This is a genomic window from Rhodopseudomonas boonkerdii (genome assembly GCF_021184025.1).
Lineage (GTDB): Bacteria > Pseudomonadota > Alphaproteobacteria > Rhizobiales > Xanthobacteraceae > Tardiphaga > Tardiphaga boonkerdii.
In genome coordinates, this window is sequence record NZ_CP036537.1 from 2,151,062 (window position 1) to 2,173,830 (window position 22,769).

The 22,769-nt window shown below is 61.7% G+C and carries 16 protein-coding genes and 1 riboswitch; of the genes, 5 read left to right on the plus strand and 11 right to left on the minus strand.

What is annotated here, in order from left to right; genetic code table 11:
- Positions 1-19 precede the first annotated feature (19 nt).
- Both hpnH and ispH read right to left on the minus strand, forming a co-directional pair.
- Positions 20-1,195 carry an adenosyl-hopene transferase HpnH gene (hpnH, locus tag E0H22_RS09930; RefSeq protein WP_233025481.1) on the minus strand — a complete coding sequence of 392 codons (1,176 nt, stop codon included), beginning with the start codon at positions 1,193-1,195 and terminating at the stop codon, positions 20-22.
- Positions 1,196-1,235: 40 nt separating this feature from the next.
- Positions 1,236-2,162, minus strand: a complete 927-nt coding sequence (gene ispH, locus E0H22_RS09935; RefSeq protein ID WP_233025482.1) for a 4-hydroxy-3-methylbut-2-enyl diphosphate reductase — start codon at positions 2,160-2,162, stop codon at positions 1,236-1,238.
- A gap of 426 nt (positions 2,163-2,588) precedes the next feature.
- Here ispH and hpnN point away from each other — a divergent pair, with 426 nt between their 5' ends.
- Positions 2,589-5,177 (plus strand): hopanoid transporter HpnN, encoded by a 2,589-nt coding sequence (hpnN, locus tag E0H22_RS09940; protein WP_233025483.1) that lies wholly within the window; start codon positions 2,589-2,591, stop codon positions 5,175-5,177.
- 72 nt (positions 5,178-5,249) lie between these two features.
- Here hpnN and E0H22_RS09945 read toward each other — a convergent pair whose 3' ends face one another.
- Entirely contained in the window at positions 5,250-6,146 is an 897-nt protein-coding gene (locus E0H22_RS09945) for a DUF2147 domain-containing protein (RefSeq protein WP_430715239.1), read from the minus strand.
- On the opposite strand from E0H22_RS09945, the gene hpnO reads away from it, so the two are divergent.
- Positions 6,082-7,473, plus strand: coding sequence for an aminobacteriohopanetriol synthase HpnO (gene hpnO, locus E0H22_RS09950; protein WP_233025485.1), 1,392 nt, complete (start codon positions 6,082-6,084; stop codon positions 7,471-7,473). The two genes, E0H22_RS09945 and hpnO, sit on opposite strands and share 65 nt — an antisense overlap.
- A 3-nt stretch (positions 7,474-7,476) precedes the next feature.
- Here the strand turns inward: hpnO and E0H22_RS09955 are convergent, their stop codons facing one another.
- The 5 genes from E0H22_RS09955 to E0H22_RS09975 form a co-directional block, all read right to left on the minus strand.
- Complete coding sequence (locus tag E0H22_RS09955; RefSeq protein WP_233025486.1) at positions 7,477-8,229, minus strand: anti-sigma factor family protein; 753 nt, start codon at positions 8,227-8,229, stop codon at positions 7,477-7,479.
- A complete protein-coding gene (locus tag E0H22_RS09960; protein WP_233025487.1) occupies positions 8,226-8,786 on the minus strand; it encodes a sigma-70 family RNA polymerase sigma factor in 561 nt (186 codons plus the stop codon). The genes E0H22_RS09955 and E0H22_RS09960 overlap by 4 nt, the downstream gene beginning before the upstream one ends.
- An 88-nt stretch (positions 8,787-8,874) precedes the next feature.
- A complete protein-coding gene (locus E0H22_RS09965; RefSeq protein WP_233025488.1) occupies positions 8,875-9,204 on the minus strand; it encodes a cupredoxin domain-containing protein in 330 nt (109 codons plus the stop codon).
- Between the two features lie 13 nt (positions 9,205-9,217).
- Positions 9,218-10,168, minus strand: a complete 951-nt coding sequence (locus E0H22_RS09970; RefSeq protein WP_233025489.1) for a metallophosphoesterase family protein — start codon at positions 10,166-10,168, stop codon at positions 9,218-9,220.
- Positions 10,169-10,246: 78 nt separating this feature from the next.
- Entirely contained in the window at positions 10,247-11,863 is a 1,617-nt protein-coding gene (locus tag E0H22_RS09975; protein WP_233025490.1) for a GMC family oxidoreductase, read from the minus strand.
- 169 nt (positions 11,864-12,032) lie between these two features.
- On the opposite strand from E0H22_RS09975, the gene E0H22_RS09980 reads away from it, so the two are divergent.
- Positions 12,033-13,196, plus strand: a complete 1,164-nt coding sequence (locus tag E0H22_RS09980) for a M20 aminoacylase family protein (protein ID WP_233025491.1) — start codon at positions 12,033-12,035, stop codon at positions 13,194-13,196.
- 119 nt (positions 13,197-13,315) lie between these two features.
- On the opposite strand, the gene gcvP is transcribed toward E0H22_RS09980, so the two are convergent.
- From gcvP to gcvT, 3 genes are read right to left on the minus strand one after another with little or no spacing between them, the layout of a single operon-like run.
- The gene (gene gcvP / locus E0H22_RS09985; protein ID WP_233025492.1) at positions 13,316-16,177 is read right to left on the minus strand and encodes an aminomethyl-transferring glycine dehydrogenase; all 2,862 of its coding nucleotides are present in this window, start codon (positions 16,175-16,177) and stop codon (positions 13,316-13,318) included.
- A gap of 9 nt (positions 16,178-16,186) precedes the next feature.
- Positions 16,187-16,552, minus strand: a complete 366-nt coding sequence (gene gcvH / locus E0H22_RS09990; protein ID WP_233025493.1) for a glycine cleavage system protein GcvH — start codon at positions 16,550-16,552, stop codon at positions 16,187-16,189.
- An 11-nt stretch (positions 16,553-16,563) separates the two neighbouring features.
- Complete coding sequence (gene gcvT, locus E0H22_RS09995; protein ID WP_233025494.1) at positions 16,564-17,712, minus strand: glycine cleavage system aminomethyltransferase GcvT; 1,149 nt, start codon at positions 17,710-17,712, stop codon at positions 16,564-16,566.
- A gap of 141 nt (positions 17,713-17,853) precedes the next feature.
- A riboswitch (glycine riboswitch) is annotated at positions 17,854-17,948 on the minus strand.
- A 203-nt stretch (positions 17,949-18,151) separates the two neighbouring features.
- Between gcvT and alaS the strand changes: the two genes are divergently transcribed.
- Positions 18,152-20,830: an alanine--tRNA ligase gene (gene alaS / locus E0H22_RS10000; RefSeq protein WP_233025495.1), complete on the plus strand. Its 2,679-nt coding sequence runs from the start codon at positions 18,152-18,154 to the stop codon at positions 20,828-20,830.
- 212 nt (positions 20,831-21,042) lie between these two features.
- Positions 21,043-22,719, plus strand: coding sequence for a YbaL family putative K(+) efflux transporter (gene ybaL / locus E0H22_RS10005; protein WP_233025496.1), 1,677 nt, complete (start codon positions 21,043-21,045; stop codon positions 22,717-22,719).
- Positions 22,720-22,769: the final 50 nt, after the last annotated feature.

A 22,769-nucleotide genomic window follows, 5' to 3' on the forward strand; every position in this document is an offset into this window, starting at 1 on the left:
TCCGTATATGAAAAGCGCCTTATGCGGCGGTCGAAGCCGAGGCAGCTTCCGCCTTCGCGGCAGCCTTTGCAGCGGCGGCTTCGGCTTCTTCCTTGCGGATATCCGACAGGCGCTTCTGCACTTCCGACGAAAATACGTACTGCGCCGGGCGCTGCTTGCTGAGATCGATTTCCGGCGCCATCGGGCCTTCGGTCTTCACGCCGCGCAGCGCAACCCACATGGCCTTCAGCGGATTGGTGAGGGCTGCATCGGCCGCGGTCGGCTCGTAGCCGCAATGAGCCATACAGTCGGCGCACTTCTCGTACTTGCCGGTACCGTAGGTGTCCCAATCGGTGGTGTCCATCAGCTCCTTGAAGGTCTTGGTATAGCCTTCACCGAGCAGGTAGCAGGGCTTCTGCCAGCCGAAGATGTTGCGCGCGGGCATGCCCCACGGCTTGCATTCGTATTCCTGATTGCCGGCGAGGAAGTCCAGGAACAGGCCGGAATGCATGAAGTTCCACTTCTTGCCCTTGCCGAGCGCGAAGACGTCGCGGAACAGCTTCTTGGTCTTCTTGCGGTTCAGGAAGTGCTCCTGATCCGGTGCACGCTCATAGGCATAGCCGGGCGACATCGAGACGCCGACGCCGAGCTCCACGGTGAAGTCCAGGAATTTTGCGATCTCTTCGGCTGAATGGCCGTCGAAGATGGTCGCGTTGACATTGACGGTGAAGCCACGGGCCTTGGCGGCCTTGATTGCGGAGACGGCCTTGTCGAACACGCCTTCCTGCGACACGGCCTTGTCGTGGTGGTCCTTGAGACCATCGAGATGCACCGAGAAGAACAGGTAGGGCGAGGGCTCGAACAGGTCGAGCTTCTTCTCCAGCAGCAGCGCGTTGGTGCAGAGCGAGACGAACTTCTTGCGCTCGACCAGGCCGCGCACGATCTCGCCGATCTCCTTGTGGATCAGCGGCTCGCCGCCCGGGATCGCAACCATCGGTGCGCCGCATTCCTCGGCGGCTTCCCAACATTCCTGGGCCGACATGCGGCGATTCAGGATCGCATTTGGATAGTCGATCTTGCCGCAGCCGACGCAGGCCAGGTTGCAGCGGAACAGGGGTTCCAGCATCAGCACGAGCGGATAGCGCTTCCGGCCCAGCAGCTTCTGCTTCATCAGATAGCCGCCAATCTTGATTTCTTTGAAGAACGGAATTGCCATTACAGTTTTCTTTCTGGGCATCTTCACTAAAGAAGGTTGATCAAACCGCGGTCAGTTCAGCGGGTAGTCGAAATTCAATCGTCTCTTCGCGTCCTGGCAGAACCGATACCGAAACCGGCCCGATGCGCCGCAGGGTTTCAATCACGTCGTCTACAAGCACTTCTGGCGCCGAAGCGCCAGCCGTTATGCCGACAGTCCGCGCGCCCCTTAACCATTCGGGGTTCAGCTCGCTGCCATCGGCGATGAGGTAGCTCGCGACACCGACTTCCGTTCCAATCTCTCGGAGTCGGTTGGAATTGGAACTGTTGGCCGCCCCCACGACCAGGATCACGTCCACGAGCCGGCTGAGGTCTCTTACCGCAGATTGGCGGTTTTGTGTCGCATAGCAGATATCGCGGGTGTCCGGGCCCTGAATATCGCTGAATTTCGCCTGTAACGCGGAAATGATGTCCCGTGTGTCATCTACGCTCAACGTCGTTTGCGTGATGTAGGCGACCGGTTCGTCCACGGGAATCGTCAGCGCGGCCACATCGGCGATGCTCTGGACGATATGAATAGGGCCGGGAACCTGTCCTATAGTACCGTCGACTTCCGGATGCCCCGCATGGCCGATGAGAATGACCGTTCGGCCCTTGGCGACGTAGCGCTTTCCTTGGTTATGGACCTTGGCGACGAGCGGGCAGGTGGCGTCCAGAACCGGCAAGCCGCGGGCCTCGGCTTCTTCCTCGACGGTGCGGGCGACGCCGTGGGCGCTGAAGACCGTCATGGCGTGGTCAGGTACCTCTGAGAGTTCCTCGACGAAAATAGCGCCCTTCGATTTCAACGTTTCGACGACATGCCTATTGTGCACGATCTCGTGTCGCACATACACCGGCGCGCCATAGCGCTCGAGCGCTCGCTCCACGATCTCGATGGCTCGCACGACGCCTGCACAGAATCCGCGCGGCTGGGCCAAATAGATCTCCAAGGGGCGGGGGCGATCAAGCACGAGAGACAGAGTCCATCACGAATTCCGACAAACAATAATTGTGTACCATAATCAGGGACATATCCAGCCCGGCCAAGTATTTGAGCCGTTCTGTGTGACAAAAATCACTCAGTATGCAACACCCGGCGGGAACAGGGTTCCTGAACGCGGGTTAAGGCTTAAACCTTTACGATATCTCGGATTTAGGCCAAAGAATGCTGCGAAATTTCAACAGTTCGTCACTTTACCCCGCGCGTTGACCCCGATAACAGGACGTCGCAGCTCTCAATCAATTCCACCTCACGTTTTGTGCCATCGCGTCACGTTGCTGATAGCGCATCCGTTCGGCTACGAAGCCATCCTTTGCGGAACCCACCGAAGCGCGCCGCATTCATTGCGAGCCCCGTCCAGATAGAAAGATAAAGCGTGCTGACAAAAGTCGTCGTCTCGATCGTGAATTTCTGCACCCGATTCGCGCTTCCGGTGGTGATTGTCGGTGTGCTGCTCTCGATCGCGTCCGCCTGGTATTCGGCCAAGAATTTCTCGATCAACACCGACATCAATAAGCTGATCTCGCCGAATCTGGACTGGCGTCAGCGCGACATGGCCTTCGACAAGGCATTCGATCAGGAGCGCCTGATCATTGCCGTTGTCGAGGCGCCGACGCCGGAATTCGCCAATGCAGCGGCGAATGCTCTTGAGAAAAAGCTCGCTCCCAACAAGAAGAACTTCGATTCCGTTCGCCGTCTCGACGGCGGCGAGTTCTTCGAGAAGAACGGCCTGTTGTTCCTGCCCACCAAGGAAGTGCAGGGGCTGACCGGTCAGTTCGAACAGGCTGCGCCGCTGCTCGAAATCATGGCCGGCGATCCCAGCATCCGGGGCCTCACCGGCGCACTCGAAACCGGTCTCATGGGCATTCGCCGCGGCCAGCTCCAACTCGACAGCGCAGCCGGCACATTCGACACGGTCGCCGCGACGATCGAAGACGTCCTGAAGAACGGTAAGGGCACGTTCTCCTGGCGTGGCCTCGTCAGCGACAAGCCGCTGACTGATTCTGACAAGCGCGCCTTCATCGAGGCGAAGCCGGTGCTCGATTTCGCGGCGCTGGAGCCCGGCAAGGATGCAACCGACGCCATCCGTCAGGCTGCCGTCGATCTGAACATCGCGGGAGAATACGGCGCGCGGGTGCGTCTTACCGGTCCGGTTCCGATCGCCAATGAGGAATTCTCCACCGTACAGGACGGCGCGGTGCTCAATGGCGTCGTTACCGTCCTGCTGGTGCTTGGTATCCTCTGGCTGGCGCTGCATTCGGCAAAGATCATCGGTGCGGTGTTCGTCAACCTGTTCGTCGGTCTCGCCATCACCACAGCCCTTGGCCTGATGATGGTGGGCTCGCTGAACCTTTTATCGATTGCGTTCGCCGTTCTATTCGTCGGTCTCGGCGTTGATTTCGGCATTCAGTTCAGTGTCCGCTACCGCTCCGAGCGCTACAAGAAGGATGATCTCCGCGGAGCTCTAGCCAGCGCGGCCAATTATTGTGCCGTGCCGTTGTCGCTGGCCGCCTTCGCCACCGCCGCAGGCTTCCTTTCCTTTTTGCCGACCGACTACAAAGGTGTATCCGAACTCGGCAAGATCGCCGGTCTCGGCATGATGATCGCATTCATCACCAGCATCACCATGCTCCCGGCGCTGCTCGATCTTCTGAATCCCGCCGGCGAGAAAGAGCCTGTCGGTTACGCCTTCCTCGCGCCAGTCGATCGTTTCCTCGAGGAGAAGCGCTACTGGATCATTGGCGGCACGCTAGCCGTGACCCTTGCGGGCCTGCCCCTGCTGGCCCACCTGCGTTTCGATTTCAATCCAATCAATCTGCGCAATCCGCATGTCGAATCGATCGCCACGTTCCTCGATCTGCGCCGCGACCCCAACACCGGCGCGAACGCCGTGAATGTGATGGCGCCCAACGAAGCTGGTGCGAAACAGGTTGAAGAGCGTCTGTCCAAGCTGCCGGAAGTCGCGCGTACGATTTCACTCGACAGTTTCGTACCGCAAGATCAGCCGGCCAAGCTTGCCGCCATTCAGGCTGGCGCAAAGGTGCTGGAGCCTGCGCTCAATCCGGAGTCTGTCGATCAGGCGCCGACCGATGCTGAGAATGTGACCGCGCTCAAGGATTCGGCTGCAAGCCTGCGCAAGCTCGCAGGCAATCAGACCGGCCCTGGCGCGGTCGCTGCCAGACGGCTCGCGGATGCGCTTGCCAAGACCGCCGATGCCAGCGAGGCCGTGCGCAATCAGGTGCAGGCGACCTTTGTCGTGCCCCTGAAGATCGCTCTCGCGCAGCTTCGCAATCTCATGCAGGCAGCGCCGGTCACTCTCGACAATCTGCCGCCCCAACTCGTGAACTCCTGGAAGACCAAGGATGGCCAGATTCGCGTCGAGGCGCAGCCGAGCGGTGATCCCAACGACAATGATACGCTCCGCAAATTCGCCGATGCGGTGCTGAAGTCTGAGCCGCTCGCTGTCGGCGGTCCGGTCTCTATCCTCAAGTCGGGCGATACGATCGTGACCGCCTTCATTCACGCCGGTTTCTGGGCATTGATCACAATTTCGCTGCTGCTATGGCTGGCGCTGCGTCGCTTCGTCGATGTACTCCTCACCATCGTTCCGCTGTTGGTCGCGGGCGCCGTGACGCTGGAAATATGCGTGCTGATCGGGCTGCCGCTCAACTTTGCCAACATTATCGCGCTGCCGTTGCTGCTGGGTGTCGGTGTGGCGTTCAAGATCTACTATGTCGTCGCCTGGCGCGCGGGCCATAAAAACCTGCTGCAGTCGTCGCTGACGCGCGCTATCTTCTTCAGCGCGCTGGCAACGGCCACGGCCTTCGGCAGTCTCTGGCTGTCGAATCATCCGGGGACGGCGAGCATGGGCAAGCTGCTGGCGATGTCCTTCGTGGTGACGTTAGCGGCGGTGCTGCTGTTCCAGCCGGCCCTGATGGGCAAGCCGCGCGAAATCGACCGGTGACAATGAACCGGTGACAATGAAAAAAGGCGACCCGGATCGGGTCGCCTTTTTGCCTGCAACAGGCTTTGTTGACTAATGCGTCGCCTTGTTGATTTCAGGCAGCAGGCAGATGTCGCCGATATCTGCACCCGGCTGCGGCGCACCGGCCACGGGCGCTAGTGCCGGCTTCTGGCCAGCCGGTGCCTTGGCGCCGGTGGTCGGAGCGGGCGTGGTCTTGGCCATCGTATTGCTGCCCGGCGCAGGTGCCGGGGCCATCTTGCCGCCGGGAGCAGGCGCACCCTTGGCGCCGGCTGCAACGGCATTCTTCGCGGTGGCGTTCGAGGGGCTTGAGGGGATCGGCGGACCGACGCGGGTCCAGGTCTGGCCGCCGCACAGGAAGCCGAGCACACAGCCTTCGACCTCAAGCTCGTTCGTGGTGTCGCCGAGCTTGATGCTGGACTTGTAGAATTTTCCGTCCTTGGCATTGTAGATCTGGCCCGACCACTTGTCTTTCGCCGCGTTCGGCTTCATGTCGAGAATCATTGCGTGAGCAAGCGTCGGACGGGATTTCTTGGTTGCATCCGGATTATTCTTGTCCGTCATCCCCGGGGTCTTTTCCCAAGAGATGGCGCCCCACATGCTGCCGCCGCACTCAGCGATGCGCACATGCGCCACGCCGTCCTCGACCTGCCAGTCGCCGGTCGGATCGGCGGCAAATGCAGGAGCCAGCCCTGCCGAAAACAGGCCTGCTGAAAAAAGGATTCCGCAATATGTAAGGGGGCGCGTAGAAATGCGTGGGCGCTGCAACATGTTCAGACCTATGCTTAAGTAGCGTTTCTCGGCGATCTGCGGTGTCTGAGAAGTCAAATCGCCGCATTTACGGTTTTCAGTTGACGAAGCGACCATCAACCGACGTATGTAACTCATGGTATATCCGAATCTAGATGTTTCCGAGATGTTTGTCGAAAGGGAGGCGCAGCGTAGCTCCATGCATACGCGCCACCTCAACGAGCAACTCGTCCGAGTCCTCAAGACGATCGGATATGACGTCGGCTTCCAGCGAGGCTCGGGCCAATATCTATTCGACCGGGAGGGGGCCCGCTACCTCGATCTACTCAGCGGATTTGGCGTTTTTGCGATTGGCCGCAACCATCCGGTGATGCGGAATGCGCTCAAGTCGGTGCTCGATGCGGATTTGCCCAATTTGGTGCAGATGGACGTCTCGACACTCGCTGGTATTCTGTCCGAGAAGTTACTCGAAAACGTCCCCTATATGGACAAGGTGTTTTTCGCGAATTCGGGCGCGGAGACTGTCGAAGCGGCGATCAAATTTGCTCGTAACGCCACCGGCCGGAACGAAATCGTCTATTGCGATCATGCCTATCACGGCCTGACCTATGGCGCACTATCGCTGACCGATGACAGCAATTTTCGTTCCGGTTTCGGCCCTCTGCTGCAGGGCTGCTCGGTGGTGCCGTTCAACGATCTCGAAGCGCTCGAAAAGGCGCTGTCGTCGAAACAGGTTGCAGGCTTCATCGTCGAGCCGATCCAGGGCAAGGGTGTCAATCTGCCCTCGGACGAATTCCTGTCCGGCGCCCTCGCACTCTGCCGCAAATACGGCACGCTGTTCATCGCCGACGAAATCCAGACCGGCCTCGGCCGCACCGGCAAGTTTCTGGCCATCGAGCACTGGAACATCGAGCCGGACATGATCCTGCTCGCCAAGGCGCTGTCCGGCGGCCATGTTCCGGTCGGCGCGCTGCTGACGCGCAAGCCGATTTTCGACAAGATCTTCAACCGCATGGATCGCTCGTTGGTCCACGGCTCGACCTTCGGCAAGAACGACCTGGCGATGGCTGCCGGCATCGCGACGCTGGAAATCATGAAGCACGAGAAGCTGGTCGAGAACGCCGCCAAACGCGGTGCCGAACTTCGCCTGGCCCTGCAGAACATGATCCCGGAATTCGAGCTCCTCAAAGAAGTGCGCGGCAAGGGTCTCATGATCGGCGTCGAATTCGGGCCGCCGAAATCGCTGCGCCTGAAGGCGTCGTGGAATATCCTGGAATCGGCCAGCAAGGGACTGTTCTGCCAGCTGATTACGGTGCCGCTGTTCAAGGATCAGAAAATCCTGACGCAAGTGTCCGGCCACGGCAGCCACACGATTAAGCTGTTGCCGCCGTTGGTGGTGACCGAGGACGACACCAGATGGATCACGGATTCGTTCCGTACGGTGATTGCCGACAGCCATAAGGTTCCCGGCGCGATCTGGTCGCTCGGTAAGACGCTGGTCGATAATGCCGTACGGAAGTCGGCCTAAGCGTCAGCTCGTATTCACCGCATGTTCGAACTTGCTGCCGAAGTCGGCAAGTTCTTCGCTGTTCAGGTCGCTCGCTGCCCAGTAACTCAGGCCGCGCTGGCTCCAATGGCGAATATTGAAGCCTTGGACGGTTTCGAGTTTCGCCGGATATGTGTCTGTATTCGACGTCTGGGCGACGAACAGATTGATGACATGGATACGCCGCCGGTAGACAATGACACCGACAGTCCTGCCGTCGATATAGTCAAGCCGCCCGCCAATCAGCGTGAAGCCCTGCGCAGCCAGATCGATGACCGGCGGCGCGACATCCAGCCGGCCATTGAACCAGGGCTTCACTGTATGCTTGTCGGTCGAGAGAACGTCGGTCAGATGCCCTGCCTGCAGCGAGCGCAGGTGCGCCGAGACGACATCCGATAGAATGCGTTGCTCGTCTTCTTGGTGACGCACAAGTACGACGAGGCCTGTGGCGGCCAGCGCCGACAATGCCGATCCCAGCGCAAATCCTTTCAGGACCCCACGTCGGTTGGGGGCGCGTGCCGGTGGCAAGGATGTTTCGACGCGCTGACGCAGCAGTGGCGGCGTGGCAAACCGGAGATTGCTGTGAGCCATCTGGTCGCGTATCTGGCCATAGGCTTGCAGCAGCGCGGCGCAGTGCGCGCAGGCGGCCATGTGCAGTTCGACCTCCCGCGCATGACCCGCGTCGAGCTCGCCATCGAGCAGCGCGTGCAGCAGGATTTCGGCCTCGTCACAGGTCATTTGTCTCGCTCCTCTTCGGCAAGCCATGCTGCGCGCAGCATGGCGCGCGCGCGCGCAAGCCGGGACATGACGGTCCCGACCGGGACGTCCGTGATCGCAGCGATGTCGCGATAGGACAGATCTTGTATTTCACGCAGCACGATCGTTTCCCGAAATGGTTCGGGCAGCGCGCTCACGAGTCGTTGGATGGACGCTGCGTCCCGCAGCTGTAGCAGTTCGGTCTCTGGAGAAACCTGGGTTGCATGCCATAGCGGCTCGGCCGTTTGCGGGCCGTTTGCTTCCACGTCGGTCGGGGAGGCGGCGTTTGCCCGGCGGACGAATTCGGCGAAGCAGATGTTACGCAGGATGGAGAACAGCCATGGCTTCATCGCCGGGCCGCGATAGCTGTCGAAATGCTTCAGCGCCCGCAGGTAACATTCCTGGACGGCGTCCTCGGCATCGGTGGCATCGCGCAGGAGATAGCGTGCCAGCGTGTAGACGTCATTGAGATAGGGCAACGCGGCGTCGCGGAAACGCCGTGTCCTGTCCGGGTCGTTACCAGAGACGTGAGCTGGCATTGACTTGTCCGTTGCAGCGACTTGTCTATTACAGCCAATGTCCGGCCGTGGGTGGCCGGACGTTATTGTGATGCCCCGGTTTCCGTCGTTACTCAACCTTGATCATCCCTGTCATATGAGGGTGCAGGGAACAAAAATACTTGTAGTCGCCGGCTGACGAGAAGGTGAAGGAGTAGCTGTCACCCGTATCCAGGGCCTTTGACTTGAATTTTCCGGCGGATACTACGGTGTGCGGGATGTCGTCTTGGTTTTTCCAGGTCACGGTCGTGCCGACCTTCACGGTGAGTTCGCCGGGCGAGAAGGTGAAGTTGTCGATGGTCACCATCACCTCTTCGCAACGTGCCCCAGAGATCTGTAAAGCCATGGCTGCCGCGAGAGTGATGCCAAAGCCGCCTCCGCGTAAAAACAGCGATGTCATGACTGTACGCCCTCTAGCTTTGCAATGGCGTGTCGATGATCGCGAGTTTTTCGGCGCCCGGCTTGAAGACAATGCTCGCCGTACCGAGCAGGCTGCGTAGCTTGTCGTCGGTGACCTTCATCGGGCCCGGAGATGGCGCCGTCCCCGGTGCGGGCTGCGGAAACGCCGTCGAGCGGGCGGTGTGGAAGGTGACGTTCCCCTCGACCTTCTGCATCGCCTGATGGATGTGGCCGTTCAGCACGGTGACCGATCCGAAGTCCTTGAGCAGGCTCAGCGCACGCGCACCGTCCTCGGTACCCCAGCCCCATGTCGGATAGACAGACCACAATGGAATATGTGCAAACACCACGATGGGCGTCGATGTCGATCGACCCCGCAGATCGTCTTCCAGCCAGGCAAGCTGTTCCGCGCCGAGATTGCCGAGACCGCCGGCCTTCAGGTCGACGACATTGACGAGACCGATGAAATGCACGCCGCTGGCATCGAATGAATACCAGCCGGATCCCTTGGTCCCGCGCCCATAGCGTTCGCGATAGAGCTTGACCTCCTCATCGATGAAATCATGTTCGCCGGGCACGTAGTGCACATCGAGCCGTGCCTGCGAGATGATCCGGTCGGCATCGTCGAACTCAGACGCTTTGGACAGGTGGCTGATATCGCCGGTGTGGATCAAGAAGGATGGCACGGCCGGCATCGCCTTGATCCGGCCGATGGCTTCTTCGAGGGTCCCGATCGCGTTCGGATTGGCTGGCTTGTCGAAACCGATATGGCTGTCGCTGATCTGCAGGAATGTCAGCCCCGCGGGCTCTGAGGCCTGCGCCGCCCCGACGAGGCCGAGTGCGCGCGGCACGCCGCCGGCAATGGTCCAGAGCACGCCGGTTCCGGCCCATGTCATACATTCCAGCACCTTGCGGCGACTCAGGCGGGGATCGTCATCATGATGGTCGTGGTCGAATGCGTTCATGGCCAGTCTCCCTGTACCCTTGATCGGGTAACGAGGACTGGATCGGGAGAGCGCGAGGTTTATTCCCGGAATTCGGCGTTATCGCGAATCCGTGATGATCATCCCTGCGCCTTTTTCGGCGATCATCGCCGTTGGGGTGTTGGTGTTGCCCGATGTGATGGTCGGCATCACCGAGGCATCCACTACACGCAATCCGTCGATCCCGTGGAAGCGCAGACGTTCGTCGACGACGGCATTCGGATCTGATGCCGTGCCCATCTTCGCGGTGCCGACCGGATGGAAGATCGTGGTGCCGATATCGCCGGCAGCTTTCGCCAAAGCTTCCGCATCGTCCCCCACAGATGGTCCCGGCAAATACTCTTCCGGTCGATAGGCGCTCAGCGCCTTCTGCTTCATCAGTTTTCGCGTTACGCGGATCGCGTCCGCTGCGACCTGACGGTCTTCATCCGTCGAGAGATAGTGCGGAGCGATGGCCGGTGCTTCATCAGGTTTGCCCGAACGCAGTTTAATCGTGCCGCGCGAGGTCGGACGCAGATTGCAGGCACTGACGGTGATGGCGGGGAAGCGGTGAAGCGGATCGCCGAATTTGTCGAGCGACAGCGGCTGCACGTGAAACTGGATATTCGCCCTCTCGCGATGAGCGTCTGAACGCGTGAATATGCCGAGCTGCGACGGCGCCATGGTGAGCGGCCCGCGACGGCGCAGCGCATAGTCGACGCCCATCCAGCCGCGGCGGAACAGATTGTAGTAGGTCTCGTTCAGTGTGCGCACGCCGGAGACTTTGTAGATCGCGCGTTGCTGCAGATGGTCCTGCAGATTGCGGCCGACGCCGGGCTTGTCGAGCACGACATTAACTCCTGCTTCGGCAAGCCATTCGGCAGGTCCGATGCCCGAGCGCTGCAACAGATGCGGTGACCCGACGGCGCCTGCGCAGAGCACGACTTCGCCCTTCGCGCGCACTTCGATTTCCTGTCCGTTCTGCTTGAAGCGGACGCCGACGGCGCGGCCATTCTCGACGATCAGCCGATCGACCATCACATCGGTTTCGAGGCGCAGATTGGGCCGGTTCAGTACCGGCTTGAGAAAACCGCGTGCCGACGACCAGCGCCGTCCGCGTTTTTGATTGACATGAAAATAGCCGATGCCTTCATTGTCGCCGGTGTTGAAATCGTCGGTGCGGCGAATGCCCATCTCCGCGGCGGCATCCGCCACGGCATCGAGCACCGCCCATGACAGCCGCGGCGCCTCGATGCGCCAGCCGCCGCCAACGCCATGATGCTCGCTCTTGCCGAGAAAGTGATCTTCCAGCTTGAGGAAGGACGGCAGCACTTCGTCATAGCCCCAGCCGGTGAGGCCGAGCTGGCGCCAGTGATCGTAGTCGGCGGCTTGCCCGCGCATGGAGATCATCGCATTGATGGCGGACGAGCCGCCGATCACCTTGCCGCGGGGATAGGCCAGCGAGCGGCCATTGAGGCCGGGCTCGGGCTCGGTGCGAAACATCCAATCGGAGCGGGGATTGCCAATCGCGAAGAGATAGCCGACCGGGATGTGAAACCAGATCCAGTTGTCCTTTCCGCCGGCTTCCAGCAACAGCACGCGTTTGCGGGGATCGGCAGAGAGACGATTGGCGACGATGCAACCTGCGGTGCCTGCGCCAACCACGATATAGTCGAAATCACCCTCGAGCCACGTCATCGTTCCCTGCCATCATTCACGGTTCATTGCCGGATTATGACGCCTTAGCGGCCGCGCGCTGCGATGTACAGACAACCATTGCATAACCGGGGACAGCGGGCCGGCTTGGGCAGTTGGCACGTCACATGCTAGGCTGAGACGGACAGATTTCATTGCAGCGAGTTGACCTATGTCGATCATTGACCGCATCGTCGAATTGCAGCCCGAGATCACGGCCTGGCGCCGCGATCTGCATCAGCACCCGGAGCTGCTCTACGACGTGCATCGCACCGCAGCCTTCGTGGCGGAAAAGCTGAAGGCCTTCGGTTGCGACGAGGTGGTCGAGGGCATAGGGCGGACCGGTGTGGTCGGCGTCATCAAGGGCAAGAAGGGAGCGGGCGGTGTGATCGGCCTGCGTGCCGACATGGATGCCTTGCCGATCGAGGAACAGACCAACCTGTCTTACGCCTCGAAGACGCCCGGCAAGATGCATGCCTGCGGCCATGACGGCCACACCTCGATGCTGCTCGGCGCTGCGCAATATCTCGCTGAGACCCGCAATTTTGCCGGCGATGCCGTGGTGATCTTCCAGCCGGCCGAAGAGGGCGGGGCGGGCGCCGATGCGATGATCAAGGATGGCCTGATGGATCGTTTCGGCATCCAGAAGGTCTATGGGATGCACAACAATCCCGGCATGCCGATCGGCTCGTTCTCCATGCGCACCGGCCCGATCATGGCGGCAATGGATCGCATCGGCATCACCATTGAAGGCGTCGGCGGCCACGCGGCCTATCCGCACAAGACCATCGACCCGGTGATGGCAGGCTCGCAACTCATCATGGCGTTCCAGTCGATCGTCTCGCGCACGGTTAGTCCGCTGGATTCCGCCGTCATCTCGATCTGTGAATTCCACGCGGGCCATGCGAGCAATGTCATTCCGGCATCAGCCGAGCTGCGCGGCACGGTGCGCACGCTCCGCAAAGAGGTTCGCGATCTCGTCGAGAAGCGCATGAACGAGGTTTGCGCTGGCGTCGCGTTGCAGACCGGTGCGCGCATCACGCTGAACTACGACCGCGGTTATCCCGTCGTGGTCAATCATCCCGAGGAAACCAGGCTGGCCGCGAAGATCGCCGGCGAAGTCGGTGGTGCGGCAAATGTCGCCACGGATATGGAGCCGGTGATGGGGGCGGAGGACTTTGCCTATATGCTCGAAGCGCGGCCGGGCGCCTTCATTTTCATGGGCAACGGCGACAGCGCCGGTCTGCATCACCCCGCTTATAACTTCAACGATGATGCGATCGTGTACGGCTCGTCCTATTGGGTGAAGCTGGTGGAGACGTCGCTGGCGGCGTGAGCGCTGCCAAGCGGAGGGCGATGAGCGAAGCATAATCCGCCGTTCTTCGCCGCATGATGTCGGCCGGCGGATTATGCCTTCGGCTCATCCGCCCTACGAACTGCTACGGCAGCGGAGTCTTACTCCGCTGCCTGCGCATAATCTTCCATCGGCGGACACGAGCACACGAGGTTGCGGTCACCGTAGACATTGTCTACGCGGCCGACCGGGCACCAGTATTTGTCGGTGCGCGACGTGCCTGCCGGGAAGCAGCCTTCCGCACGCGTATAGGCGCGCGTCCAGTTGTCGTCCGCGATGTCATGCACCGTATGCGGCGCATGACGCAGCGGCGAGGCGTCGATCTTGAACCGACCGCCCTCGACCTCTGCGATTTCCTTGCGGATCGCGATCATCGCGTCGCAGAAGCGGTCCAGCTCGGCCTTCGATTCCGACTCCGTCGGCTCGATCATCAGCGTGCCCGCGACGGGGAAGCTCATGGTCGGCGCATGAAAACCGTAGTCGATCAGGCGCTTCGCAATATCGTCGACGGTGACGCCAGACGTCGCCTTCAGGGGGCGCGGATCGATAATGCATTCATGTGCCACGCGGCCGTTGTGGTTGCGATAGAGCACCGGGAAATGCGGATCGAGCCGCGCAGCGATGTAGTTCGCATTGAGAATCGCCACTTCAGTCGCCGTGGTGAGGCCTGTGCCGCCCATCATCAGAATGTAGATGTAGGAGATCGTCAGGATCGAGGCCGAGCCGTAGGGCGCGGCGGAGACCGGGCCGACCGGCGCATCGCCATTGGTCGCGGGATGGCCAGGCAGGTAAGGCGCCAAATGCGCTTTCACGCCGATCGGGCCCATGCCCGGGCCGCCGCCGCCATGCGGGATGCAGAAGGTCTTGTGCAGGTTGAGATGGCTGACATCGGCGCCGTATTCGCCGGGCCGGGACAGGCCGACCTGCGCATTCATGTTGGCGCCGTCGAGATATACCTGACCGCCATGGGTATGGACGATCTCGCAGATCTCGCGGATCTGTTCCTCGAACACGCCGTGGGTGGAGGGATAGGTAATCATGATCGCGGCGAGATTGGCGGTGTGCTTTTCCGCTTTGGCGCGCAGATCCTCGACGTCGACATTGCCGTCCGTGTCGCAGGCGACGACGACGACGCTCATGCCGACCATGGCGGCGGATGCCGGATTTGTGCCGTGCGCCGAGGACGGGATCAGGCAGATCGTGCGTTGATGATCGCCGCGCGCAGCATGATAGCCGCGGATCGCAAGCAGCCCAGCATATTCGCCCTGCGCGCCCGAATTCGGCTGCAGCGACACCGCATCATAGCCGGTGATGTCGCACAGCCACTTCTCCAGAGTGGTGAAAAGCTGCTGATAGCCTTTGGCCTGATCGGCCGGGACGAACGGATGCAGCGAGCCCCAGGCCGGCCAGGTCAGCGGCATCATTTCGGTGGTGGCGTTGAGCTTCATGGTGCAGGAGCCGAGCGGGATCATCGCGCGATCAAGCGCGAGATCGCGATCCGAAAGTTTGCGCATGTAGCGCAGCAGTTCGGTTTCCGAGCGATGGCTATGGAAGACCGCGTGCGTCAGGAACGGCGAGGAACGCTTCAGCGAAGCGGGCAGGCCGTCGCTGATGCCATGCTCCATATCGGCATAGCCAAGCTTGCCGCCGAAGGCGCGCCAGATGGCTTCCACGGTCTCCGGCGTCGTGGTCTCATCGAGCGCGATGCCGATGGTGCCGTTACCAATATGAAGGTTGATCTTCTCGGCCTGCGCCGCGGCGATGATACCGGCCTGCTTGTCGCCGACCTTGATCGTGATGGTGTCGAAGAACACCTCGCTCACGGGGGCGAAGCCGATCTGCTTGAGGCCCGCCGCCAGCGTCAGTGCGCGGCGATGGGTGGTGCGCGCGATATGCTTGAGGCCTTCGGGGCCGTGATAGACCGCATACATCGAGGCGATGACGGCGAGCAGCACCTGCGCGGTGCAGATGTTCGAGGTCGCCTTTTCGCGGCGGATATGTTGTTCGCGGGTTTGCAGCGCCAGCCGATAGGCGGGCTCGCCGCGCGAATCGATGGACAGGCCGACGAGGCGGCCGGGGATCGAACGCTTGATGGCGTCGCGCACCGACATGTAGCCGGCATGCGGACCGCCATAGCCCATCGGCACGCCGAAGCGCTGTGCCGAGCCGACGGCGATGTCTGCGCCGAGATCGCCGGGCGAGGCCAGCAGCGTCAGCGCCAGCAGATCGGCAGCGACGACGGCGAGGCCGCCCCTGGCTTTAAGCGCGGCAATCGCCGGTTTGAGATCGCGAACCGCGCCGCTTGTGCCCGGATATTGCAGCAGCGCGCCGAACACATCGGCCTTGTCGAGATCGGTGAGGGGATTGCCGACCTGCAGCGACCAGCCGAGCGGCTCGGCACGGGTGCGTAGCACCGCCAGCGTCTGCGGATGTACTTCTTGATCGACGAAGAAGGTCTTGGTCGGAACCTGCGATGCGCGCTCCGCCAGCGCCATCGCTTCGGCGGCTGCGGTGCCTTCATCGAGCAGCGACGCGTTCGCCACATCGAGGCCGGTGAGATCGCAGATCATGGTCTGGAAGTTGAACAAAGCTTCCAGACGGCCCTGGCTGATCTCCGGCTGATACGGCGTATAGGCCGTGTACCAGGCCGGATTCTCAAGGATATTACGCTGGATGACCGTGGGCAGCACAGTGCCGTAGTAACCTTGGCCGATCAGTGAGGTGAAGACCTGATTGCCTTTCGCCAGTTCCGTCATATGCGCCAGCGCTTCGGTTTCGCTGAGCGCGAGTCCGGTATCGAGCGGCGCCTTCTGCCGGATCGAGCCCGGCAGCGTCTCGCTCATCAGGCCCGAAAGGCTCTTGGCGCTCACCGTCTCCAGCATCGCCTGGATGTCGGAAGGAGAGGGGCCGAGATGGCGGCGAACGAAATCGGTGGCAACGTCGGCAGAGGTCTTCACGGTCATGATACGTCCTCAGGCGCTGTGCGCTTTATAGGCCTCGGCATCCATCAGGCCGTCGAGTTCGCCCTTGTCGGCGAGCTTCAGCTTGAAGAACCAGGCCTTGCTTTCGGCATCGGAGTTCACCAGCGCCGGCTCGGCGGCGAGGCCGTCATTGATTTCGACCACCTCGCCGGAGACCGGCGCGTAGACGTCGGAGGCGGCTTTCACCGATTCCACCACGGCGGCGGCTTCGGCCTTCTTCAGGGCGCGGCCGATCTTCGGCAGTTCGACGAAGACGACGTCGCCAAGCTGTGACTGCGCGAAATCGGTAATCCCGACGGTGACGATGTCGCCGTCGACCTGCAGCCATTCGTGGTCTTCGGTGTAGAGGGTGGTCATAGGTCAGTTCCTCAACGCTTGTAGTTGTTCGGGACGAAAGGCATGGGGGAGACGGTTATCGGCAAACGTTGTCCGCGCAATTCGGCGAATACGGTCATTCCGTCCTTGGCGTGTGACGTGGGCACATAGCCCATGGCGATCGGCGCCGAGATGCTGGGGCCGAAGCTGCCCGAAGTGACCTTGCCGATCGAATTGGTGGAGGTCGCATCCGCAAACAGCAGGACGCCCTCACGCACTGGTGCACGGCCTTCGGGCTTGAGTCCGACGCGCTGGCGCGATGCTCCGCCACCGAGCTGCGCGAGAATCGTATCGCTGCCGAAAAAGCCGCCGGCGCGGGCTCCGCCGCTGCGGCGGCTCTTCTGGATCGACCAGACCAGATTGCCTTCGACGGGCGTCGTCGTCGTGTCGATGTCATGGCCATAAAGGCACATGCCGGCTTCCAGCCGCAGGCTGTCGCGGGCTCCCAGGCCGATCGGCAGCACATCGGGATGATCGAGCAGGGCCGAGGTCAGCGCTTCGGCCTGATCGTTCGGGATCGAGATCTCGTACCCGTCTTCGCCGGTATAACCCGAACGCGACACGAAGCAGGCGATGCCGTTCACCCGATGCGGTCCGGCATCCATGAACTTCATGGCCGGCGCTTCCGGGCAGAATTTGGCGAGCACATCGGCGGCCTTCGGTCCCTGCAACGCGATCAGCGCACGGTCGGCCAAAGGCTCGATGATGCAGGTATCGGACAGGTGTTTGCGCAGATGCGCTTCATCCTCGGCCTTGCAGGCGGCGTTGACGACCAGGAAAAGGTGGTCGCCGAAATTCGCCACCATCAGGTCGTCGAGAATGCCGCCGGATTCATTGGTGAACTGCGCGTAGCGCTGCCGCCCGGGGGCGAGCGCCAGGATGTCCATCGGCACCAGTCTCTCCAGCGCCAGTGCGGCGTCCTCGACCTTGCCCGATTTCGCCCGCAGCACGATCTGCCCCATATGGGACACATCGAAGAGACCGGCGGCAGCACGGGTGTGGAGGTGTTCCTGCAGCACGCCAGTGGCATATTGCACCGGCATATCATAGCCGGCGAACGGCACCATCTTGCCGCCGCGCGCGACATGCAGCGCATGAAGCGGCGTTTGTTTCAAAATTGAGGTTTTGTCGCTTGAAAGCATCAATGGGAGCCCTCGCGGTTCCCCGGGCCGATTCCCGGAGATGTCGCCGAAAGCCCCATCTGTCGCTGTGCCTGAGAGTATTATCCCGTCGGCGGACGCTCACGGCCAGATCAGCCCGCAGCGCCTCTTTCCAGATGCTTAGTCCGTCACACGGTCCTTTTGCCTGAGAGTTTCCGGGGCGGTTGCTCCTTCGGCGCCGATCCCTCACAGGACCGGTCTCTCCCGACGTGACGTCGTTCAACGCCCGCAAACAACCACACGTTCCTCGCGCCTGTCAACGCAGATGCAGCATCTATCAACGGCTTGTGCTGATGCGGCAACCCCATGATTAAACTGCACAGTTTCTGGACAGGCGCGGGGGCCCCGGTCTAAAAGCTACCGGTTGTGGTTTGAGGCCGCGGGATGGACCGTGGCCGCTTTCAGGCGTGATTGGACGGGTATGAGCGGCGTTAACGAGATCAGGTCGGCATTTCTGAATTACTTCGCCAAGAACGGCCACGACATCGTGCCGTCTTCGCCGTTGGTACCGCGCAACGACCCCACGCTGATGTTCACGAACGCTGGCATGGTGCAGTTCAAGAACGTTTTTACCGGTATCGAGAAGCGATCCTATCAACGCGCTACCACCTCGCAGAAATGTGTGCGCGCCGGCGGCAAGCATAACGATTTGGACAATGTCGGCTATACCGCGCGTCACCACACCTTCTTTGAGATGCTCGGCAACTTCTCGTTCGGCGATTACTTCAAGGAACGCGCCATCGAGTTGGCCTGGAATTTGATCACCAAGGAATACGGCCTGCCGAAGGAGAAGCTCCTCGTTACCGTCTACTCGGAAGACGACGAAGCTTTCGGTCTGTGGAAAAAGGTCGCCGGTCTTTCCGAGTCCAAGATCATCCGCATCCCAACCTCGGACAATTTCTGGCAGATGGGTGACACCGGTCCCTGCGGCCCGTGCTCGGAAATCTTCTACGATCATGGCGACAAGATCCCCGGCGGCCCTCCCGGCTCGCCCGACGAAGACGGCGACCGCTTCATCGAGATCTGGAATCTCGTGTTCATGCAGTTCGAGCAGATTGCGCCGGGCAACCGGCTGTCATTGCCGAAGCCATCCATCGACACCGGCATGGGTCTCGAGCGCATCGCCGCGGTGCTGCAGGGCAAGCATGACAATTACGACATCGACCTGTTCGTTGCCCTGATCCGCGCCATCGCCGATCTGACCGGCGCCGATCCTCATGGCCCGATGAAAGCTTCGCTGCGCGTGATCGCCGATCATCTGCGCGCCTCGTCGTTCCTGATCGCCGACGGCGTGCTGCCGTCCAATGAAGGCCGCGGCTATGTGCTCCGCCGCATCATGCGCCGCGCGATGCGCCATGGCCAGTTGCTGGGCGCACGCGAGCCCATCATGTGGAAGCTCGTGCCGACGCTGGTGCGCGAGATGGGCGAGGCCTATCCCGAGCTGCAGCGCGCTCGCTCGCTGATCGAGGAGACGCTGCGCCTCGAAGAGACGCGCTTCCGCAAGACGCTGGATCGCGGCCTCGCGATCCTCGACGACAAGAGCGCCACGCTGAAGCAAGGCGACATGTTCGACGGCGAGACCGCCTTCACGCTGTACGATACATTCGGCTTCCCGCTCGATCTCACGCAGGATGCGCTGCGTAACCGCGGCATCTCCGTCGATATCGCGTCGTTCACCGATGCCATGGAGCGGCAGAAGCAGAAGGCGCGTGCCTCGTGGTCCGGCTCGGGTGAAGCCGCCACCGAGACCGTGTGGTTCGGCCTGCGCGAAAAGCTCGGCGCCACCGAATTTCTCGGCTACGAGACCGAAAGCGCCGAAGGCGCCGTCACCGCGCTGGTGAAGGATGGCAACGAAGTCGAGAGCCTGAAGGCTGGCGAGACCGGCGCCATCGTGCTGAACCAGACGCCGTTCTATGCGGAGTCCGGCGGCCAGGTCGGTGATCTCGGCGTGCTCACCGGCGAGGGCGTTAGCTTCCGCGTCACCGATACTCAGAAGCGCGCCGGCGATCTGTTCGTGCATCTCGGCACGGTCGAGTCTGGCGAACTCAAGCTCGGCACCGCGCTGGCGCTTGATGTCGATCATGCGCGCCGTTCGGCGATTCGTGCCAATCACTCGGCGACGCATCTCTTGCATGAAGCGCTGCGGCAAGTGCTCGGCGACCACATCGCGCAGAAGGGCTCGTCGGTCGACGACAAGCGCCTGCGCTTCGATTTCGTGCATCAGAAACCGATCACGCCGGAAGAACTGCGTCAGGTCGAAGACATCGCGAACAATGTCGTGCTCGAGAATGACGAAGTCACCACACGCCTGATGGCGGTGGACGACGCTCGCGAGGCTGGCGCCCGCGCGTTGTTTGGCGAGAAATATGGCGATGAGGTTCGCGTCGTCTCCATGGGCAAGATGGCCCGTGATAGCGGCAGCAACGCGCTCGGCTGGTCGGTCGAACTCTGCGGCGGCACCCACGTGAAGCGCACCGGCGATATCGGTATGATCTCGGTGACGTCGGAGAGCGCGGTGTCGTCCGGCGTGCGCCGGATCGAAGCGCTCACTGGCACCCAGGCCCGTCATCATGCCAACGACACCATCGCGCTTGCCAAGAGCGCGGCGAATGAGCTCCGCACCACGCTCGACGACATGCCGGCCCGCATCGCCGCGCTGATGGAAGAGCGCAAGAAGCTCGAGCGCGAGCTGTCGGAAGCGAAGAAGACCATCGCCATGGGCGGCGGTAGCGGCAGTGCCGCGGCCGGCGCAGGCGGCGGCGATGTCCGCGATGTCGGCGGTACCAGGCTGATGGCCAAGAACGTGTCGGGCATCGAGATGAAGGATCTCAAGAGTCTCGCCGACGCTGGCAAGAAGCAGCTCGGCTCCGGTGTTGTCGCGATCATCAATGTCGGCGAGGACGGCAAGGCCGGCGTCGTGGTGGGGGTCACTGAAGATTTGACCAAGCGCTTCAGCGCCGTCGACCTGGTGAAGATCGCCTCCGAAGCTCTCGGCGGCAAGGGCGGCGGTGGTCGCGCCGATATGGCACAGGCCGGCGGTCCCGACGGAGCCAAGGCTGGCGATGCGCTGAAGGCGATCGAGGCAGCGATTGCGGGCTGAGATTGTCATCGCGAGCTAAGGGGGAAGCCTCGGCTTCCCCTCGCACGGCGGCTCACAATGACGTTGTGAATTGGGTGCGTTAACACCGATAGCTAGGCATCCGGTCGTCTCGTCGCAACCGCTTCTCGCGATAACAATAACGTTTCAGGCTGCGACCATGAGTAGCCTCAGTTGACGCTGGCATCCCAAGCTCCCATGCGGCAAAAAGCGGCATGGAGCACAATACCCCTCTGATTTCGACCGTCGTCGTCGGCCTCGTGCTGGCTTTCATTCTCGGTGTAGTTGCGCAGCGTATACGCATATCGCCGCTGGTAGGTTATCTCCTGGCCGGTGTGTTGATGGGCCCGTTTACGCCAGGCTATGTGGCAGATCAGAAGCTCGCCAACGAGCTGGCCGAAATCGGCATCATTCTCCTGATGTTCGGTGTCGGCCTCCATTTCTCGTTGAAGGATTTGCTCTCCGTCAAAAACATCGCGATCCCCGGCGCCGTCGTGCAGATCGCGGTCGCGACCTTGCTCGGCATCGGGCTGGGTGAGGCGCTCGGCTGGGGTATCGGCGGCGGTCTGGTGTTCGGCCTTGCGCTGTCGGTCGCATCGACCGTGGTGCTGCTCCGCGCGCTGCAGGAGCGCCGACTTATCGACAGCGAGCGCGGCCGAATCGCCGTTGGCTGGTTGATTGTCGAGGATCTCGCAATGGTGCTGACGCTGGTGCTGCTGCCGGCGATCGCGCCATTGCTCAAGGGGCAGGGCGCCGGCGATCTGTCGGCTTTGGCGATGCCGGTGCTGGTCACGCTGGGCAAGGTCGCCGGCTTTGTCATCTTCATGCTGGTGGTCGGCCGCCGCATCATTCCGGCGATGCTGCACTACGTGGCGCACACCGGCTCGCGCGAGCTGTTTCGTCTCGCGGTATTCGCCATCTCGCTCGGCGTTGCCTTCGGTGCGGCCGTGGTGTTCGACGTCTCCTTCGCGCTTGGCGCATTCTTCGCGGGCATGATCCTCAGCGAGTCCGAGCTCAGCCAGCGCGCGGCCAATGAAACATTGCCGCTGCGCGATGCATTTGCGGTGCTGTTCTTTGTCTCGGTCGGCATGCTGGTCGATCCCGCCATCATCCTGCGCGATCCGCTGCCGCTTCTGGCGACGGTGTTCATCATCCTGGTCGGTAAGTCCGTTGCTGCCTTCGGTATCGTCCGTTTGTTCGGTTATCCGCAATCGACGGCCCTGACGATTTCAGCCTCGCTGGCGCAGATCGGCGAATTCTCGTTCATTCTCGTCGGTCTCGGCGTCAGCCTTGGCCTGCTGCCGGATCGAGGTCGCGATCTCGTGCTCGCCGGCGCTATCATTTCGATCATGATCAATCCGGTGTTCTTTGCGATCCTCGATCGGATGGTCGCCAAGGAAGAAGCCGAGCCGCAGCCCGTGGGCCCGCCAGATCCGGCCAAGCCGGTGGTGCGCGATCCCCCACCCGTATCCGAACTCACCAATCACGTCGTACTGGTCGGCCACGGCCGCGTCGGCAGCGTGGTTTCGACGGCGCTTCGCGCAGCGTCGATGCCATTCCTCGTCATTGAGGATACGCCCGGTGTCGTCGAGCGCTTGCGCGAGAGTCATGTGGATGTGATCACCGGCAACGCGGCGGCGCCGGACATGCTGCAGGCGGCCAATATCGGTCATGCCCGCGGTCTTCTGGTCGCGATTCCCGACGCCTTCGAGGGCGGCCAGATCGTCGCCAAGGCGAGGGCGCTCAATCCGACCCTGCCGATCATCGCTCGCGCGCATTCCGACGAAGAAGTCGCGCATCTCAAATATCACGGCGCCAATGTCGTGATCATGGGCGAGCAGGAAATCGCGAAAGCGATGCTGCTGAAGATCGGCGCGACGATGGCGGTGTGAGCCTATGCCGTCATTCCGGGGCGCGCAGTACGCGCGAACCAGGAATGACG

Excerpts from the sequence above, each read along its gene's own strand:
- hpnO (WP_233025485.1), top strand. The coding sequence starts at position 6,082 with ATGGTATATCCGAATCTAGATGTTTCCGAGATGTTTGTCGAAAGGGAG.
- gcvH (WP_233025493.1), bottom strand. The coding sequence starts at position 16,552 with ATGACCACCCTCTACACCGAAGACCACGAATGGCTGCAGGTCGACGGC.
- E0H22_RS09970 (WP_233025489.1), bottom strand. The coding sequence starts at position 10,168 with ATGAACGCATTCGACCACGACCATCATGATGACGATCCCCGCCTGAGT.
- E0H22_RS09960 (WP_233025487.1), bottom strand. The coding sequence starts at position 8,786 with ATGCCAGCTCACGTCTCTGGTAACGACCCGGACAGGACACGGCGTTTC.
- E0H22_RS09965 (WP_233025488.1), bottom strand. The coding sequence starts at position 9,204 with ATGACATCGCTGTTTTTACGCGGAGGCGGCTTTGGCATCACTCTCGCG.
- E0H22_RS09975 (WP_233025490.1), bottom strand. The coding sequence starts at position 11,863 with ATGACGTGGCTCGAGGGTGATTTCGACTATATCGTGGTTGGCGCAGGC.
- hpnH (WP_233025481.1), bottom strand. The coding sequence starts at position 1,195 with ATGGCAATTCCGTTCTTCAAAGAAATCAAGATTGGCGGCTATCTGATG.
- E0H22_RS09955 (WP_233025486.1), bottom strand. The coding sequence starts at position 8,229 with ATGACCTGTGACGAGGCCGAAATCCTGCTGCACGCGCTGCTCGATGGC.
- gcvP (WP_233025492.1), bottom strand. The coding sequence starts at position 16,177 with ATGACCGTGAAGACCTCTGCCGACGTTGCCACCGATTTCGTTCGCCGC.
- alaS (WP_233025495.1), top strand. The coding sequence starts at position 18,152 with ATGAGCGGCGTTAACGAGATCAGGTCGGCATTTCTGAATTACTTCGCC.
- gcvT (WP_233025494.1), bottom strand. The coding sequence starts at position 17,712 with ATGCTTTCAAGCGACAAAACCTCAATTTTGAAACAAACGCCGCTTCAT.
- E0H22_RS09980 (WP_233025491.1), top strand. The coding sequence starts at position 12,033 with ATGTCGATCATTGACCGCATCGTCGAATTGCAGCCCGAGATCACGGCC.
- ybaL (WP_233025496.1), top strand. The coding sequence starts at position 21,043 with ATGGAGCACAATACCCCTCTGATTTCGACCGTCGTCGTCGGCCTCGTG.
- E0H22_RS09945 (WP_430715239.1), bottom strand. The coding sequence starts at position 6,146 with ATGGAGCTACGCTGCGCCTCCCTTTCGACAAACATCTCGGAAACATCT.